At 63.6% G+C, this 15,981-nt stretch carries 15 protein-coding genes; 4 read left to right on the top strand and 11 right to left on the bottom strand.

The window, feature by feature from the left end:
- Position 1 precedes the first annotated feature (1 nt).
- Positions 2 to 646: a molybdenum cofactor guanylyltransferase MobA gene (gene mobA / locus EC86_RS0104300; protein ID WP_036771822.1), complete on the top strand. Its 645-nt coding sequence runs from the start codon at positions 2 to 4 to the stop codon at positions 644 to 646.
- On the top strand, positions 643 to 1,983 hold the full coding sequence (gene moeA, locus EC86_RS0104295; RefSeq protein WP_029524451.1) for a molybdopterin molybdotransferase MoeA: 1,341 nt from the start codon (positions 643 to 645) through the stop codon (positions 1,981 to 1,983). Before mobA ends, moeA begins: the two co-directional genes overlap by 4 nt.
- Before the next feature lie 12 nt (positions 1,984 to 1,995).
- On the opposite strand, the gene EC86_RS0104290 is transcribed toward moeA, so the two are convergent.
- From EC86_RS0104290 to EC86_RS0104270, 5 genes are all read right to left on the bottom strand, one after another.
- Complete coding sequence (locus tag EC86_RS0104290; RefSeq protein ID WP_198026756.1) at positions 1,996 to 2,364, bottom strand: hypothetical protein; 369 nt, start codon at positions 2,362 to 2,364, stop codon at positions 1,996 to 1,998.
- 165 nt (positions 2,365 to 2,529) lie between these two features.
- Positions 2,530 to 5,679 carry an efflux RND transporter permease subunit gene (locus EC86_RS0104285; RefSeq protein ID WP_029524449.1) on the bottom strand — a complete coding sequence of 1,050 codons (3,150 nt, stop codon included), beginning with the start codon at positions 5,677 to 5,679 and terminating at the stop codon, positions 2,530 to 2,532.
- A 47-nt stretch (positions 5,680 to 5,726) separates the two neighbouring features.
- Positions 5,727 to 7,079, bottom strand: a complete 1,353-nt coding sequence (locus EC86_RS0104280) for an efflux RND transporter periplasmic adaptor subunit (protein WP_029524448.1) — start codon at positions 7,077 to 7,079, stop codon at positions 5,727 to 5,729.
- 179 nt (positions 7,080 to 7,258) lie between these two features.
- Positions 7,259 to 7,741, bottom strand: a complete 483-nt coding sequence (gene rnhA, locus EC86_RS0104275; RefSeq protein ID WP_029524447.1) for a ribonuclease HI — start codon at positions 7,739 to 7,741, stop codon at positions 7,259 to 7,261.
- Between the two features lie 51 nt (positions 7,742 to 7,792).
- Positions 7,793 to 8,629, bottom strand: coding sequence for a class I SAM-dependent methyltransferase (locus EC86_RS0104270; RefSeq protein ID WP_029524446.1), 837 nt, complete (start codon positions 8,627 to 8,629; stop codon positions 7,793 to 7,795).
- Between the two features lie 12 nt (positions 8,630 to 8,641).
- Here EC86_RS0104270 and gloB point away from each other — a divergent pair, with 12 nt between their 5' ends.
- Positions 8,642 to 9,412 (top strand): hydroxyacylglutathione hydrolase, encoded by a 771-nt coding sequence (gloB, locus tag EC86_RS0104265; protein WP_029524445.1) that lies wholly within the window; start codon positions 8,642 to 8,644, stop codon positions 9,410 to 9,412.
- The gene (locus EC86_RS0104260) at positions 9,409 to 10,986 is read left to right on the top strand and encodes a transglycosylase SLT domain-containing protein (protein ID WP_029524444.1); all 1,578 of its coding nucleotides are present in this window, start codon (positions 9,409 to 9,411) and stop codon (positions 10,984 to 10,986) included. The genes gloB and EC86_RS0104260 overlap by 4 nt, the downstream gene beginning before the upstream one ends.
- A gap of 35 nt (positions 10,987 to 11,021) precedes the next feature.
- Here EC86_RS0104260 and EC86_RS27540 read toward each other — a convergent pair whose 3' ends face one another.
- The 6 genes from EC86_RS27540 to dnaX all read right to left on the bottom strand — a co-directional run bounded on the left by EC86_RS27540 (position 11,022) and on the right by dnaX (position 15,972).
- Positions 11,022 to 11,174 (bottom strand): DUF3096 domain-containing protein, encoded by a 153-nt coding sequence (locus EC86_RS27540; RefSeq protein ID WP_011801075.1) that lies wholly within the window; start codon positions 11,172 to 11,174, stop codon positions 11,022 to 11,024.
- Positions 11,175 to 11,352: 178 nt separating this feature from the next.
- Positions 11,353 to 12,402, bottom strand: a complete 1,050-nt coding sequence (locus EC86_RS0104250) for an ABC transporter substrate-binding protein (protein ID WP_051675714.1) — start codon at positions 12,400 to 12,402, stop codon at positions 11,353 to 11,355.
- A 140-nt stretch (positions 12,403 to 12,542) separates the two neighbouring features.
- Positions 12,543 to 12,956, bottom strand: a complete 414-nt coding sequence (locus EC86_RS0104245) for an MAPEG family protein (protein WP_029524442.1) — start codon at positions 12,954 to 12,956, stop codon at positions 12,543 to 12,545.
- 52 nt (positions 12,957 to 13,008) lie between these two features.
- A complete protein-coding gene (recR, locus tag EC86_RS0104240) occupies positions 13,009 to 13,635 on the bottom strand; it encodes a recombination mediator RecR (RefSeq protein WP_029524441.1) in 627 nt (208 codons plus the stop codon).
- 87 nt (positions 13,636 to 13,722) lie between these two features.
- Entirely contained in the window at positions 13,723 to 14,055 is a 333-nt protein-coding gene (locus tag EC86_RS0104235; protein WP_029524440.1) for a YbaB/EbfC family nucleoid-associated protein, read from the bottom strand.
- A gap of 75 nt (positions 14,056 to 14,130) precedes the next feature.
- Complete coding sequence (gene dnaX / locus EC86_RS0104230) at positions 14,131 to 15,972, bottom strand: DNA polymerase III subunit gamma/tau (RefSeq protein WP_029524439.1); 1,842 nt, start codon at positions 15,970 to 15,972, stop codon at positions 14,131 to 14,133.
- Positions 15,973 to 15,981: the final 9 nt, after the last annotated feature.

Below are 15,981 nucleotides of genomic sequence, written 5' to 3'. Positions count from 1 at the left end.
GATGACTATGAACATGACGACGCCCTTGCACGCCGAAGCCATCACCGGCGTGATCCTGGCGGGCGGGCGCGGCTCGCGCATGGGGGGCGTGGACAAGGGCCTGCAGAACTTCAACGGCATCCCGCTCGCCCTGCACACCTTGATGCGGCTGTCGCCCCAGGTCGGCGAAATCATGATCAATGCCAATCGCAACCTGTCGGCCTACGAATCATTCGGCACGCCGGTCTGGCCCGACGCGACCGCCCTGGGCGAATACGCCGGGCCGCTGGCGGGTTTCATCACCGGGCTGGAGCGCTGCGAAACGCCTTATCTGCTCACCGTCCCGTGCGACACGCCGCTGTTTCCCGCCGACCTGGTGGCGCGGATGGCCGACGCGATGGCGCGTGAAAATGCCGACTTTGCCGTGGCCGCCGCGCGCGAGGAAGACGGGCAGTTGCGGCCGCAGCCGGTGTTTTGCCTGATGGGCGTTGACATGCTGGAAAGCCTGGCGCGGTTCACGCAGGCGGGCGGGCGCAAGATCGACGCCTGGACGGCGCAGCACCACACGGTCATCGTGCCGTTTGATCAGCCGGGCGACGAGTTGCACGCTTTTTTCAATGCCAACACGCTGGCCGAACTGCACCAGCTCGAAGCGAAGCAACCGTGAACGCCATTGACCAGATTGCCGCCCAGTTGCAGGGCTACGACCCGCAGGCGATGACCGCCGACGGCGTGCGCGATTTTCTGGCCCGGCTGGTGACGCCGGTGCAGGACGCGATTGAACTGCCCTTGTTCGAAGCGCTGGGCCGGGTGCTGGCGGCCGATGTGGTTTCACCATTCGACGTGCCGCCGCATGACAACTCGGCCATGGACGGCTATGCCTTCAATGGCGCGCAACTCAGGCCGGATTCCGCGCTTGAATTGCAGGTCGTCGGCACGGCGCTGGCGGGCAAGGCGTGGCAGGGCAGCATTTCGCCCGGCCGGTGCGTGAAGATCATGACCGGGGCGGTGATGCCGGCCGGCCTGGACACCGTGGTTCCACAGGAATTTGTCACGTCGAGCCGGGCTGATGACGTTCAAATGATCACGATTCCCCCAGGCCTGATGCGCACTGGCGACAACCGCCGCCTGCGTGGCGAAGACCTGGCGCAGGGCAAGCCGGCGCTACAAAAAGGCGAGCTGCTGAAGCCTGCCCGCCTTGGGCTGGCGGCCTCTTTGGGCCTTAAAACATTGTCAACATGGCGACCCCTGCGCGTGGCCTACTTCTCGACCGGCGACGAAATCCTGTCGCTTGGCGAGGCGCCGCGCGAAGGCGCGGTGTACGACAGCAACCGCTACACCGTGTTCGGCCTGCTCAGCCGGCTGGGTTGCCAGGTCATCGACCTGGGCGTGGTACGCGACGAGCCGGCGCTGCTCGAAGTGGCGTTCACGCAAGCGGCCATGCAGGCCGACGCCATCATCACCTCGGGTGGTGTCAGCGTGGGCGAGGCCGACTACACCAAGGCCATGATGAAAAAGCTTGGCGACGTGGCGTTCTGGCGCATCGCCATGCGGCCGGGCCGCCCGATGGCCGTGGGACGCATTTCAAGCATCAGATCGGCCTTCTCCGCACGTCCTGCCGGAATTTACAGCTATCAAAACGATAGTAAAGGCGCTGTACTCTTCGGATTGCCCGGCAATCCGGTGGCGGTGATGGTGACCTTTCTGGCCTTTGTGCGCCCTGCCCTGCTGCAGATGATGGGCGCCCGGCCAGAGCCCGAGGTGCTGCTCAGGGCGCGCAGCCTGGAAGCCATCCGCAAGAAACCCGGCCGCACCGAGTACCAGCGCGGCCGCGTGAGCAACGCACCGGATGGCAGCCTGCACGTCAGGACCACCGGCAGCCAGGGCTCGGGCGTGCTGCGCTCGATGGCCGAGGCCAACGGGCTCATCGTGCTGCACCACGGCCAGGGCAACGTGGCCGTGGGCGATGAAGTCGATGTGATGATGTTCGACGGCGCCATCTAGACGCCTTGCCGGTCAGGCGGCCAGGCGCGGCTTGTTGCGGCCTACCAGCAGGTGAGCGCCGCCAGCCAGCGCCAGCATCAGTGCCAGCACCAGAGCCCAGACGACCCAGATCACCGGCGACAGCCAGCCCAGCATTGGCGCAATCCAGCTGGTGGCAGTGACCACCGAACCCAGCAGTTCGCTGATGCCCGCCTTCAACGGTTCGATGACGCCGGGCGGCATCCAGTCGGGCAGCGGCCACTGCGCCATGGCCTGCGCACCGCGAATCGCCGGATCAGCGGACGATGCGGCCAGCCAGTTGACAGCAGCAGCCAGCATGGCGGCGGCGCCTGTCCACAGCAGCGCCAGAAAACCGGTCAAGCCCCAGATCAGCAGTTTCATCATTTCCACCTTGTCGTTTGAATACCCGGCCAGCGCAAGGCTGATTCACGGGTATTTGAGCAAAAGTGGTGCATCAGGGCTTTCGGCCAATCCAAAAGGCCGGAAGAAAATCAGGGTCAACCCTTAATCGCGCCTGGCTTGAGGTGGGCAAAAAACCGAAACGGCTTATTTACCGACCAGCGCCTCGTGCCCGGCGGGCGCATTGCGCACCTCGGCGGTTTTGGCGCCCGGCACGGCTTTTCGGGCAAACAGCGCGTACATCGTCGGCACGACAAACACCGTCAGCAGCGTGCCCAGCGACATGCCGCCCACGATGACCCAGCCGATCTGGGTGCGGCTTTCAGCCCCCGCGCCTGAGGCCAGCGCCAGCGGCAAGGCGCCCAGCACCATGGCGCCGGTGGTCATCAAAATCGGGCGAAGCCGCTGCGACGACGCTTTCACCAGCGCGTCGATCATTTCCATGCCCTGCATGCGCAACTGGTTGGTGAACTCGACAATCAAAATGCCATGCTTGGTGATCAAGCCGACCAGCGTGATCAGGCCGATCTGCGAATAGACGTTGAGCGAGCCGCCGCTCCATTTCAGGGCCAGCAGCGCGCCGATCATCGACAGCGGCACCGACAGCATGATCACCAGCGGATCGACAAAGCTTTCGAACTGCGCGGCCAGCACCAGGAAAATGAACACCAGCGCCAGCACGAACACGATCACCAGCGCGCCCTGCGAATTCCTGAACTCGCGCGATGTGCCGTTCAGGTCGGTGCTGTAGCCGGTCTTGAGCACCTTGGCAGCGGTCTGGTCCATGAACGCCAGGGCTTCGCCCAGCGAATAGTCGGACGCCAGGCTGGCGGTAATGGACACCGAGCGGCGCTGGCCAAAGTGGTTCAACTCGCGCGGCGACACGCTTTCTGTCACCTTGACCAGGCTGGACAGCGGGATCATGGCGTCATTGCGGCCGCGCACGAAAATGCGGTCGATGTCCTCGGGCGTGGTTCGGCCGCTGGCGGCTGTCTGCACCACCACGTCGTACTGCTCGGCATCGCGCTTGTAGCGGGTCACGTTGCGCCCGCCCAGCAGCGTCTCGATGGCCTTGGCCACGACTTCGACGCTCACGCCCAGGTCGGCGGCCTTGTCGCGCTGGACCTCGATGCGCAGTTCGGGCTTGTTCAGCCGCAGGTCCACGTCGGGCGAGACGATGCCGGGATTTTTGGCGATCTCGTCAAGCATCTGGCGCACCACGACGTTGAGGTTCTGGTAGCTTTCCGAGGTCTGGATGACGAAATTGAGCGGCCGCTCGCGAAAGCCCTGGCCCAGCGAGGGCGGCGTGATCGGGAACGCCGTCACGCCGGGCAGCGCATTGAACTTGGGGCTCAGCTCGCGCGCCATGTCCATGGTCGAACGCGTGCGGTCTTTCCAGTCCACGGTGCGGTAGACCACGCTGGCCTGCGCCACCGTCGGGTTGCCCACGTTGGCGAAGATGCGGTCGAATTCCTTGAACGGCTGGCCCATCTTTTCAAGCTCCTGGGCATAGCGGTTAGTGAAGCCGAGCGTGGAGCCGTCGGGCGCGTTGACGCTCGCCAGAATCACGCCCCGGTCCTCCATGGGCGAGAGTTCCTGCTTCATGGTCGGGAAGATCAGCAAAATGGCCGCGCCGCTGAGCAGCATGACCGCCAGCACCAGCCAGCGCGCCTGCAGCACCCAGCCTTTCAATCGTTGTCCCGCGCCGCCGGCCTGGGGCACGAAACGCGCCGTGACGATCCAGCGCAGCAGCGCGCCGTAGCGGTCCGAAATGCCGGTCAGCACGCGCTCCATGGTGCTGTCGAAGCGGTTCGGCTCGGGATTGTGCTTGAGCAGCAGCGTGCACAGCATGGGCGTGAGCGTCAGCGCCACCACGCCCGACACCACCACCGCGCCGGCCAGCGCCAGCGCGAACTCGACGAACAGCCGGCCGGTGCGCCCCGGCGTGAAGGCCAGCGGCGCATACACCGCCACCAGCGTGGCGGTCATGGTGATGATGGCAAAGCCGATCTCGCGGGCGCCCTTGATGCCGGCCGAAAACGGGTCCATGCCTTCCTCGATGTGGCGAAAGATGTTTTCCAGCATCACGATGGCGTCGTCCACCACCAGGCCAATGGCCAGCACCAGCGCCAGCAGCGTGAGCGTGTTGATGGTGAAGCCGGCCAGCGCCATCAGCGCGAAGGTGCCGATCAGGCTGACCGGGATGGTGATGATCGGAATGATGGACGCGCGCAAGGTGCGCAGGAACACGAAGATCACCAGCGCGACCAGCAGGACGGCCTCAAAAATGGTCTGGTACACGTTCTTGACCGAGCGGTCGATGAACACCGAGTTGTCGTTGGCAATGTCGATCAGCACATCGGGCGGCAGGTCTGCCTTCAGCTGGGGAATGGCAGTCTGCACGCCCTTGGACAAATCGAGCGGGTTGGCCGTGGCCTGGCGGATCACGCCGACGCCGACGGCAGCTCGGCCATTGAGCCGGACCACCGTGCGCTCGTCGGCCGCGCCCTCCTCGACACGGGCCACGTCGCGCACCCGGACCGAAAACCCGTTGACGGTCTTGATGACGATCTCGCCAAACTGCGCCGGCCGGATCAGGTCGGTCTGTGCGGTCACGCTGAATTCGCGCTGCTGCGATTCGATGCGGCCGGCAGGCAGTTCCAGGTTGCTGCGGCGAATCGCGTCCTCGACGTCCTGCGTGGTCAGCCGGTAAGACGCCAGCTTGTCGGTATCCAGCCAGACGCGCATGGCGTACTTGCGTTCGCCGAAGATGCGCACGTCGGCCACGCCGGTGACGGTTTGCAGGCGCGGCTTGACGACGCGGTTGACCAGGTCGTTGATCTGCAGCGGCGTCATGGTCTCGCTGGAAAACGCCAGCTGGATGACCGGGAACGCGTCGGCCTCGACCTTGGCGATCACCGGCTCCTCGATCGCTTGCGGCAGGCGGTTGCGCACCCGCGAGGTGCGGTCGCGCACCTCGGCGGCGGCGGAATCGGCGTCTTTCTCCAGCCGGAAACGCACGCTGATCTGCCCCTGGTCGGCGCGGCTGATAGAGGTGATGACATCGACGCCGTCAATGCCGGCAATCGAGTCTTCCAGCGGCTTGGTCACCTGCGATTCGATGACCTCGGCCGATGCGCCGGCATAACGCACGCTCACGGTCACGACCGGCTCGTCGATCTTGGGGTATTCGCGCACGGTCAGCCGGTTGAAGCTGACCGCGCCGATCAGCACGATGAGCAGCGACAGCACGGTGGCGAACACCGGCCGGCGAATGGAGGTTTCAGCGAGTTGCATGGGGCGGTACGGCGTTGGTCACGGGAATTCGGGCAGACGACAGGTACTCACCCCGGATTTCGGATCGCAGGAGAGGCGGGGCTGGCTACGGCCGGGGCCGCGCTGCCGGTGGGCACCACGCCGGCGGCAGGCGTCAGCGAAATAATGGAGCCACACGGCTTGGGGCCTGACGGCGCTGCTTTTCCGGCGGCCGTAGCAGCCGAAGCGTGATCGGCGGATGCCGCACCGGCCGGTTTTTTCTCAGTGGCCGTTGCACCGGCAGTTGTGCCGCCGGACAGATCCACCACCGTGACGACCGTGCCGTCCTTCTGGATTCGCTGCTGGCCGGTCCTGACCACGGTGTCGCCGGGCGCCAGCCCTTCCAGGATTTCGACCTTGCCCGGACTGCGCAGACCCACCTTGACCTCGACGCGCTGGGTTTTCCGGGTCGCTTCACTCGGCCCTTCGAGCAGCTTGATGACAAACTGCTTGCCGCTTTGCGGAACAATCGCTTCTTCAGGTATGACGCTGGCATTGTCGCGAACGCCGAAAACGGCATTCACCCGTGCAAACATGCCGGGGCGCAACTGCAGCGCCCGGTTGTCGATGCAGCCGCGGATGCCGACCGACCGCCCGTTGGCGTCGATCAGCGGATCAATCGCCTGGATCTGTGCGGTATAGCGCTGGCCGGGCAGCGCGTCGATGTCGAGCTGCGCCGTCTGGCCGCGCCTGACCTTGCTCTGGAAGCGCTCGGGCAGCCTGAAATCAACATACAGGGCGTCGATGTCCTCGATGTTGACGATGTCGGCGCCGTCCTTGAGGTAGTCGCCGACGTTGACCTGGCGAATACCGGCAATGCCGTCAAACGGCGCGATGATCTTCAGCCGCGCCGCCGTGGCCCTGGCCAGCGACAGCTTGGCCTGGGCGACTTGCAGATTGGCCGCGCTTTCATCGAGCGAGCGCTGGCTGATGAAGTTTTGCGCCACCAGTTCCTGGTTGCGCTTCTGGTTGGCCTGGGCGATGGACAGTTCGGCCTGGCTTTGCTGGATTTGCGCCTGCGGCAACTGGTCGTCAAACTGCACCAGCACCTGGCCCTTGCGCACGCGCTGGCCGTCGGTGAAATTAAGCTGGGTGATGCGGCCGCTGACCTCGGGACGGAGCACCACGCTCCGGCTCGAACGCAGGCTGCCGACGGTCCGGGTGTCGTCAATCAGCCGTACCAGTTCGACCCGAGCCACCTCGACCGAAGGTGGCTTTGCAGCAGCCCCAGGGCTTGCGGCAGCGCCTCGCGCGGGTGCGGAAGCGGCTGCACCCGCAACGGTTGGATCAACGGCCCTGGGTTTCTGGTACCACCAGGCGGCGCCTGAAGCCGCTGCGATGCCCGCCACGGCGACCACGGTATAGATTGCTTTTGAGGCCATGAGGTGGTTGCAAGGTGACTTGGGGTGAAAAAAACAGCCTTTCAATGTAGCAGGATGTCAGGCAACTCGCAGTGGCCCGGTCCGCATCCGGGACATGCTGCACACGCTCTGCAAAGACTTGACCGGTTGGTCCGGAGGATAGCAACCGCTCAAGCGGGCCGATAACATCGCAGGACCGATCAAATGCGTCCCAGCGCGCGCTCCACGCCCTTGTTGGCCAGCGCATCGGCGCGCTCGTTGCCCGGATCGCCGTTGTGGCCCCGGACCCAGCGCCAGTCGATGGTGTGGCCGCTGGACACCAGCAGCGCGTCCAGCCGCTGCCACAAATCGACGTTCTTGACCGGTGCCTTGGCCGCGGTTCGCCAGCCCCGGGCTTTCCAGCCGTGAATCCATTCGGTGATGCCCTTGAGCACGTACTGGCTGTCGAGGTAGAGCGTCACGGTGCATGGTTTTTTCAGCGCCGCGAGCGCCTCGATGACGGCGGTCATCTCCATGCGGTTGTTGGTGGTGCCGAGTTCGCCACCGAATATTTCCTTTTCTGTGCCGCCTCCGGCCAGCAAGGCGCCCCAGCCTCCGGGGCCGGGGTTGCCCTTGCAGGCGCCGTCGGTATAAATCACGACGTGTTGGTTGGGAAAGCTTGGCGCTGCTGCTGAATCGGTCATGGGTTGCTTGTGGTGCCAGGCACGCCTGGTGGGTTGAAAGGGGAAAAAAGCTCAGCCGCTGATTTTGACGCAGTCGGCGGGCATTTTGCTGGCCACGATGGCCGGTGCCGCCACGGGTGATCTGCGCGTTTTCCAGGCGGGCTCCAGCAAACGCATGCCGCGCACATGCTTGACGGCCACCAGAAAATAAACTGCCCCGAAGATCGGCCACCAGCGTTTGCCGGCGTGGTCCATCCAGTCAAAGCGGTCCAGCCACTTCTGGCTGTTGAGTGCTGGCCGGTAGCAGCCAAACTGCGCCGATTCCACCTCGAAATCGAGCAGCCTGAGCCAGTCGCGAAGCCGCCAGTAGCCAATGTATTCGCCGGCGTCCGGCAAAAAAAGCCCCTTGTGGCCAAAGCGCTGGTAAAGATGGTCGCGCCGCTGGCGCATGCCCCATAGACTGGCCGGATTGAAGCCGCTGATGACCACTCGCCCCTCGGGAACCAGGACGCGGGCCACCTCGCGCAAGGCGGAATGCGGGTCGCCGCCCAACTCAAGCGTGTGCGGCAAGGCCACCAGGTCCAGGCTGCTCTCGGGAAAAGGCAGCGCTGCCGAATCGGTGTACAAGGCAGCGTGCGGGGAACTTACGGGGTCAAGCCCTGTCCGATGCTCTGAAATGTTTCTTGAAGGGCGCGGTAAAGTCTGGTTTTCGAGGGAAGAAAGGGCCAGCCATTTGTGCGGCATGCGGTTGGCCTGCAGGGCGTCGAGTTCCGGAAATCCCAGCTGCAGGGCGTGGTAGCCAAAAATGTCGCTGACGGCCAAGTCAAAGTGTGCACGTTCCCAAGCCAGCAGATAGGCTCCCGGCGGAGTGTTCAGCCAATCGGTCAATCCTATAATTTCCGACTTCATCGAGACCACTGCATGTATTTGATTCCTGTTTCCGCTTTTGCCGACAACTACCTGTGGTTGCTGCATGACGGCAAGCGCGCCCTGGTCGTGGACCCGGGCGACGCCGAGCCGGTAATGCAGGCACTGCAAGCCTCCCGACTGCAACTGGAATCAATTCTAGTCACGCACCACCATGCGGACCATACCGGCGGCGTCGATGCGCTGCGCAAGGCGACCGGCGCCACGGTGTATGGCCCGGCGACCGAACGCATTCCGTCGCCCTTCCAGCCGCTGCGCGAAGGCGATCGGGTCGCTACCCTCGGCCTGGATTTCCAGGTGCTCGATGTGCCAGGCCACACCGCAGGGCATATTGCCTTCTATACCCCCGACATGGATGGCGAGCCGCTGCTTTTTTGCGGCGACACGCTTTTTTCCGGGGGCTGCGGCAGGCTGTTCGAAGGAACGCCGGCGCAAATGCTGGCATCGCTGGACAAGCTCGCCGCATTGCCCGGCGCAACCCGCGTCTGCTGCGCGCACGAGTACACGCTGGACAACCTGCGCTTTGCGCTGGCCGTTGAGCCTGATAATGCGGCTCTGGCAGCCTATGCGCAGCATTGCCGCCAGTTGCGCGAGCAAGGCAAGCCGACCCTCCCCACCTCCATCGGCCAGGAAGTCCTGATCAATCCTTTTTTACGCACGCGCCAAGCCAACATCATGGCCGCCGTTCACCACTTTGATGCGTCAACCCATGACGACACCACCGTATTTGCCGCCTTGCGGCAATGGAAAAACCAATTCAAATGACGCCTGCCCCTAGAACCGCCCCGCTTTCCTTTTTTCCTGTCTTTTCTTTTTCCTTTTTTGGCTTTCGATTTGTTTCGCTGGCGCTCCTGCTGGCGATGGCCGTGCTGGCAGGGTGCGCCACGCAGGCGCCAGGCCTGCCGGACGATCCGGTGCTGTCCACCGGACCGGGGACGGTCCCGGGACAAAGGATTCAAACGGGGCCGCTGCGCGCCATCACGCCGGGCCAGATCAGTTCTTTCCCGATTGCATCGACCGAGCCGCCCAAGGAACTCTGGGACCGGATTCGCCGGGGTTTTGCCATGCCCGACTTGCAAAACGAGCTGGTGACCGACCGTGAGCAGTGGTATGCCAGCCGTCCGGATTACATCCAGCGCATGACCGAGCGCTCCAGCAAATACCTGTTTCACATCGTCGAAGAACTGGAGCGCCGCCAGATGCCCACCGAACTGGCGCTGCTGCCCTTCATTGAAAGCGCCTTCAACCCGCAGGCAGTGTCCAGCGCCAAGGCGGCGGGCATGTGGCAGTTCATGCCGGCAACTGGCAAATACTTTTCCCTCAAGCAAAACGATTTTAGGGATGACCGCCGCGACGTGCTGGCGTCGACGCGCGCCGCGCTGGACTACCTGCAAAAACTCCATGGCATGTTCGGCGACTGGCATCTGGCGCTGGCCGCCTACAACTGGGGCGAAGGCAGCGTGGGCCGGGCCATTGCCAAAAACCAGAAAGCCGGGCTGGGAACGACCTATGACGAGCTCAACATGCCGGCGGAAACCCGGCTGTATGTGCCCAAGCTGCAGGCGGTTAAAAATATCGTTGCCAATCCGCAGGCATTCAGCACGCAACTGCCGCTGATTGAAAACCACCCCTATTTCCAGCAGGTGCAGATCACGCGGGATATCGACGTTGCCCTGGCCGCACGGCTGGCCGACGTTGAAATTGACGTTTTCAAGGCGCTGAACCCGTCGGCACGCCGCCCGGTCATCCTGGCAGCGGGAACGCCGCAGATCCTGCTGCCATGGGACAACGCACTGGTGTTCCAGCGCAACTTCGATGCCTATACGCAGGGCCAATACGCCAGCTGGACCGCCTGGACAGCGCCCAGCACCATGAACGCGTCGGAAGCGGCACGGCATACCGGAATGAACGAAGCCGACCTGCGCAGCATGAACAACATTCCGCCCCGCATGCTCATCAAGGCCGGCTCGACGCTGCTCGTGCCGCGCACGGCACAGATGGGCAACGACGTCAGCAGCCATGTGGCGGACAATGCCCAGGTTTCGCTGGCGCCTGAAATCACCACGCGGCGCACGACGGTCAGGGCGCGCAAGGGCGAGTCGGTTGCCAGTGTCGCCAGCCGCTACGGCCTGGCCGCTGCCAATGTGGCCAACTGGAACAACGTCAGTGCCCAGGCAGCCTTCAAGCTGGGGCACCAGGTCGTGCTGTACCTGCCCATCACCGCACGCGCCGTTGCAGGCGATGTGGCAAGAAAGCCTTCTGCATCGAAAGGCAAAACCACGGTCCGGGCGGTCAGGCGCGACACCGGAAAAGCGGTGGTCAAGTCAAGAAGAAAGTGATTTGCGGCGATTCAATTTCATGGCGTCCGCTTGCATCAAATCCGCAGCGAGCCTGTTCCAAACAGCCCGATCAGCCCGATGACGATCAGGTAGACGGCGACGATGTAGTTCAAAAGCCGTGGGATCAGCAGGATCAAAATGCCTGCGATCAGCGCGACGATCGGACCAATGCTCATTGAAAGATTCATGTTTTTTACCTGGAAATTTATTGTTGATGGGTTCAAAGGCAGCCAGAAGCTGGACTGTGCGGATATTTCAACAGGTACTGTAATAGCTCGGCCGGCACGCCCTGTAGGACGACAGGAATATTTTTAACCGTTTCCGCAACCGTCGCGCTACAGACTGCAGTTTGCAGACCGTGTTCCTTCAGGCCTTGAAGCGTTCCTTGGCCCGCTGCGCAAACTCATTGGTATAGGTCTTTGACAGGTCGATCCTGCTGCTTCTGACGCTCGCGTCAAAACCGGCGATCGCCTTCAGGGCGGTACGCGGCGCTTCATCGGCCAGGATGCCGTCCAGGGAAATGGACTCGCGCGCCTTGTTGAACGAGGCAATGTACAGGCCCCGGTCACCCAGCAGGTAATTTTCGGGAACGGTCTTGATGATGTCCCCCGGTCCGGCCGTCTGGAGCCACTTCAGGCCGCGCACCATGGCATTGGCCAGCGCCTGGCAGGTGTTGGGGTTTTTCCGGATGAAATCCAGTGGCGCGAACAGGCAGGCCGCAGGCATCGGCCCACCGAACAACTCGGTCGTTCCCTTGAGGGTACGGGCGTCACTGATGATCCTGACCTCGCCTTTTTGCTCCAGGATGGTCATGAGCGGGTCGCTATGGCTCATGGCATCCACCTGGCCTGAACGCAGCGCGGCCAGTGCGCCTTCCACCTCGCCGACTTCCAGAAAACTGACATCACCCGCTCTCAGCCCGCCTTGGGCCAGCACCATGGAAGCCACCAGGGTGCTTGCGCCTGCCAGCGCGGCGACACCAATTTTTTTGCCCTTCAGATCGGCGATCGACTTGAAGCGGGGCAGACTTTTGGTCGAAATGCCAAAGGCGATCTGGGGCGCCCTGCCGAGCAGTACGAACGACTGGACCATCTGCTGGGCAGACTGAAGGCGAATGATGTGCTCGAAGCCCGCCAGACAGATATCGGCCGATTTCCCTGTCAGCGCCTGCACGGCCTGCGCCCCGCTTTCATGGTCGCTGATGCCCACGTTCAGGCCTTCCGTCCGGAAATAGCCAAGCTGCTCGGAAATGGTCAGGGGCAGGCTGTAAAAAGCCGCCTTGTTCTCCACCGCGATGGTGATTTTCCGGGTTTCAGGCTGGCCTTGCGCATGCAACGTGGGCCAGGCCAGCGTTGCTGCCGCCAGCATGCTGCCGCCGGTAAATAGCCGCCGGGACATGCGGGGAAATCGTTCCATGCCAATTTTCTTTCTTCTCGGTAGCCATGCGTTTCAGCATATCGAGACCGAAAAAAAACCGCATCGGGGTCATCCCGTGCGGGTTAGTACCAGCGCTCGCTCCTTTTGTAACAAGACGTGGCTTCAGGGCCGGAAACCTGTCAGCGAAAGCCGGAAAAAAGGATGCCGATGTTGATGAAAAATGCCAGCGCCCAGACGATGGAACGCGCATTGGCCTCGTTGCCGACGTAAAGCGCGATGTAGATGATGCGCAGTGCGATAAACAGCACGGCCAGGATGTCGAGCCGGGCCTGACTGGCCTGGATCTGGTGGGCAATGATGACCGCGGCAAAAAAGAAGGGAATGGCCTCGAAGGTGTTGGCCTGCGCCGCATTGGCGCGTGCGCGCCAGTCGGTCTGGCGCGACAGCCAGGCCCGGGGGTCGTTGTTGTCGAAGCCGCCTTTTCCCGGCGCGACGCGCATGGTGCCGTATTTGGCAATGCCGGCGCAGACGATGGGCAGCAAGGCGGCCACCAGAACGCACCAGTAGGCCAGCGTGAAATTTGCAAGCGTCATGAGAAACCTTATCTTTTGTGATGACCGGCAGCGGCCCCGGCTGCCTGTCCGCCTATCGCCGGTCGGTCAGTGCGTGGGCAATCGTTCCCAGATCCACATATTCCAGTTCGCTGCCCACCGGCACGCCGCGCGCCAGGCGCGTGACCTGCATGCCGCGGCTTTTGAGCGCCTGGCCAATCACATGCGCCGTGGCCTCGCCTTCGGCGGTGAAATTGGTCGCCAGAATGACTTCCTGCACTTCACGGTCAGCGGCTGGCAGGAGTTCCCCGCTGTCGTCCCGGGGCGCCACGCGGTCGAACAGTTTTTGCAGGCCGATGTCGTTCGGGCCTATGCCGTCGAGCGGGCTGAGCTTGCCCATGAGCACGAAATACAGGCCACGGTAGGCCAGCGTCCGCTCCAGCGCCGCCTGGTCGGCCGGGGTTTCCACCACGCACAGCTTGCTGCGGTCGCGGTGCGGATTGGCGCATGTCACGCAAAGCGCCTGCTCGGTCAGGGTGTTGCACAGCGCGCAATGCCCGATGCTCTGCACCGCATGGTCCAGCGCCCGCGCAATCTGCAAGGCGCCCGGCCGGTCGTGCTGCAGTAGGTGAAAGGCCATGCGCGCAGCCGACTTCGCGCCCACGCCCGGCAGCTTGCGAAGCGCCTGGGTCAGGCCGTCAAGGGCATTGGAGGGGGTCATTTATGGAGTGGGTGAAAGCGAAATTTGATCAGTTGGGGAACGAGCGACGCTGCGCTGCGCGCGTCCGCCGGTCCGTCCCGCAAAAAACTAGAAGGGAAACTTCATGCCGCCGGGCAGCGCCGGCATGCCCGCCGTGAGCTTGCCCATTTTTTCCTGGCTGACTTCCTCGGCCTTGCGCACGGCGGCGTTGAAGGCGGCGGCGACCAGGTCTTCAAGCATGTCCTTGTCTTCCGTCAGCAGGCTGGGGTCGATCTCGATGCGCTTGACGTCATGCTTGCAGGTCATGGTGACTTTCACCAGGCCGGCACCGGCATCGGCCGTGACTTCGACGAACGCCAGGTCGTCCTGGGCTTTTTTCAGGTTGTCCTGCATGGCCTGCGCCTGCTTCATGAGGCCGGCGAGTTGTCCTTTGTTGAACATGTTTTTTCCTTTAAATAGGGTTGCTGAAACGGTCGTTGATCATATCGGCTGACTGCGGCAAAGCGCAGTCACGGCTCAGGACGAAACGCTCTTGATGCTGCCCGGGACAATCCGGGCGCCCCATTGGCGGATCATGTCCTGCACAAACGGGTCGTTCTGAATCAACTGCTCGGCGGCCTGCTGGCGCTCGACCAAGGCGGCGCTGTTGCGGCGCGCCGGCGTATCGGTCACGGCACCCAGTTCAATGGCCAGCCGGAGGGCGTCATCGTTCAGTGCCGCCTGAAGCGCGACCTGCAGCTTTTCACGGGCTGCGGGCTGATTCAATGACTCGCGCTCCACGCGCAGGGTCCACAGGCCTTCGCCCTGGCCGCACAGCTGCGACTGCAGCGCCAGCTCGCGCGTCAGGGCAGCAATGGATTCGGCGGCCACCATCTCGTTGACGATCCGCACCCAGGTATCGCCAAGGGAATCATCTTGCCCGACGGTGTCTGCCGATGGCTGACCCGGCGCCGGCGCCGGCTCGGCACACGCTTCATTATTGATAGCACTCAGCGCAATACCAGCATGCAGAAAAGCCTTATTTAACTCATAAAACACCTTCAGTGGCGGTGCAGGCACCTCCTGGGCCGGCAAGGCTTGAAGCGGGTCTTCCTGCAGCACCGCAGGACTGGCCGGGGCCGCATTGAGTCGGCTGGCAGCAGGCGCCAGGGCCGGCTCAGGCAGCGACTTTTTTGCCGGCTCGGCGGCACTCCCCGGCGCAGGCTTGAGGGCGACAGGCTGCGCCCCGGCGGCAGCGGGCACGACGGCGCCCGTCGGTTTGAAAGCCAGCAGGCGCAGAAGCACCATGGTCAGCGCGGCATATTCGTCAGGCGCCAGGCCCAGCTCGCCACGCCCGTGCAGGCACAGGCTGTAGAGCAGCTGGGTTTCGTCAGCCGGCATGGCGTGGGCCAGCCGGGCGGTTTCGACAACCTCGGGGTCGGTTTCGTCGTCGCCCGCGCCGATGCCGGGAACGGCCTGCAGCACCGCCATGCGCTGCAAAATGGTCGCCATTTCTTCAAGCGTGGAAGCGGCGCTCAGCCCGTTGAGCCGCAGCACTTCGGAAGTTTCGACCACCGTGCGGCCATCGCCGCGCGCCAGTGCGTCGATCAGGCGAAACACATAGCTGCGGTCCACGCTGCCCAGCATGACGCGCACGCTGGCCTCGTCGAGCCGGCCCGAGCCAAAGGCAATCGCCTGGTCGGTCAGCGACAGCGCATCGCGCATCGAGCCGCGCGCGGCGCGCGACAGCAGGCGCAGCGCTTGCGGCTCGGCCGGGACGTTTTCAATGGCCAGCACATGAACCAGGTGCTCCAGCACCGTCTCGGGCGCCATTGGCCGCAGGTTGAACTGCAGGCAGCGCGACAGCACGGTGGCCGGGACTTTCTGCGGATCGGTCGTGGCCAGCACGAACTTGAGGTATTCGGGCGGCTCCTCCAGCGTCTTGAGCATGGCGTTGAACGCCGTGTTCGTCAGCATGTGAACCTCGTCGATCATGAAGACCTTGAAGCGGCCCACCACCGGCTTGTACACCGCCTGCTCCAGCAGCTGGGCGATTTCATCGACGCCCCGGTTGGATGCGGCGTCGAGTTCGGTGTAATCGACAAAGCGGCCGCTGTCGATGTCGCGGCAGGCATCGCATACGCCGCAGGGCTCTGCCGTGATGCCGCCCTGCCCGTCGATGCCGGTGCAGTTGAGCGACTTGGCCAGGATGCGCGACACCGTGGTCTTGCCCACTCCCCGGGTGCCGGTGAACAGGTAGGCATGGTGCAAGCGCCCGGTGCCAAGGGCATTGCCCAGCGCCTGCACGACATGCGACTGACCCACCATTTCCGAAAAGTTTCTGGGGCGGTATTTGCGGGCGAGCACTAGGTAAGACATGAACGCATT

Source organism: Polaromonas glacialis (assembly GCF_000709345.1).
GTDB lineage: Bacteria > Pseudomonadota > Gammaproteobacteria > Burkholderiales > Burkholderiaceae_C > Polaromonas > Polaromonas glacialis.
Note: the sequence above shows the minus strand (reverse complement) of the source record. Positions and strands in the feature narration are given on the sequence as shown.